Origin of the sequence: Brevibacterium sp. S111 (assembly GCF_004745075.1) — a bacterium.
GTDB lineage: Bacteria > Actinomycetota > Actinomycetes > Actinomycetales > Brevibacteriaceae > Brevibacterium.
Window position 1 is genome coordinate 1 of the sequence record NZ_RHFH01000049.1, and the last position, 1551, is coordinate 1551.

General features: G+C 65.7%; 1 protein-coding gene. It reads left to right on the forward strand.

Annotated elements, in window-relative coordinates; all coding sequences use genetic code 11:
• Positions 1-90 precede the first annotated feature (90 nt).
• Positions 91-1541, forward strand: a protein-coding gene (locus tag EB836_RS17965; RefSeq protein ID WP_240690173.1) for an IS3 family transposase whose coding sequence is annotated in 2 segments (ribosomal slippage) — positions 91-448 and positions 448-1541 — 1452 coding nt in all. Because the reading frame shifts where the segments join, the coding sequence is not laid out codon by codon here.
• The last annotated feature ends 10 nt before the right edge of the window (positions 1542-1551 follow it).

Consider the following 1551-nt stretch of genomic DNA (forward strand, 5'->3'; position numbering starts at 1 on the left):
CCCTCTGTGTCAGCCTTAGATGAGACACCCGGATGGTCCGGTTTGGTGTCGTAGAGGGCGGGAGGAGGTATCCCCGCGATGAACACAACGATGACAACTCCGATCGAGTCGAGGCATTCTGGGGGTATGGATGAAGTCCCTGACCCGCAGGTCCCGCCCAAGGCCCGCCGGCGTCGCTACAGCGCGAAGTACAAGGCCGAGATCCTGGCAGAGTACGAGAATGCGGACCGCGAAGGCAGAGGCGCGTTGCTGCGCCGGGAGGGCTTGTATACCTCGCTGATCAGCGCCTGGCGAGACCAGCGCGACCGCGGAGCCAAAGAGGCACTGGGTCGCTCCGGGGGCGCGGCACCGGCCACAGCAGCCCAGAAGGAAGCCGCGCGGTTGCGGAAGGAAAATGAGCGGTTGCGGTCGGATCTGGACAAGGCCGAGGCGGTGATCGAGGTCCAGGGAAAACTCTCAGCGCTGCTGGACCAGTTCTCGACCAGCAGCAACGACAAGCCCGAGAAGCGATGATCGACGAGACGATCACCGAGCTGGTGGGCACCAAAGCAGCCTGCCGGGCGGTGGGACGGTCTCGGGCCACCCACTACCGCCGCCATCGCCAGTCCCCGGCACCGCCGCGTCAGCGCCGCGAGCCGGCCCGGCAGCCGCGGGCCCTGACCGAAGCCGAGGAGGCCGAGGTCTTCGCGGTCTTGCACTCGCAGCGGTTCGTGGACATGGCCCCGGCCGAGATTCACGCGGTCCTGCTCGATGAGGGTGTCTACCTGTGCTCGGTCTCGACGATGTATCGCCTGCTACGCCGCCGCGGCGAGGTCCGTGAGCGACGCCGCCAGGCCACGCACCCGCCCCGGGTCAAGCCCGAACTCGCAGCTGAGGGCCCGAATCAGGTGTGGTCGTGGGATATCACGAAGCTCCACGGTCCGGTGAAGTGGACGTACTACTACCTGTACTCGATCATCGATATCTTCTCCCGCTACACGGTGGGATGGATGGTCGCCCCCGCCGAGTCGGCGGCGCTGGCCGAAAAGCTGCTGGGCGAGACCATCGCCAAGCAGGACGTGGACCGTGATCAGCTGACCATCCACGCGGACAACGGCTCCTCGATGGCCTCGAAACCGGTCGCGTTCCTGCTGGCCGACCTGGGCGTGACCAAGACGCATTCCCGCCCCCACTGCTCCAACGACAACCCGTACTCAGAGTCGCAGTTCAAGACGTTGAAGTATCGGCCCGAGTTCCCCGAGAAGTTCGGCTCGATCGAGGACGCCAGAGCGTTCTGCAGCAAGTTCTACCGCTGGTACAACACCGTCCACCGCCACTCCGGGATCGGCATGCACACCCCGATCGACGTCCACCACGGCTACGCCGCCGAGATCCGGGACCACCGCGCCAGCGTCCTCGAGAAGGCCTATATGGCCCACCCCGAGCGGTTCGTCCGCCACCACCCAGTCCCGCCGGCATTGCCCACCACAGCCTGGATCAACCCGCCCGACCAGGACGAGAAGACCCCGCCAGCAAACTCAACGACGAAGCTCAGCAAGTGACCCAAAAAGG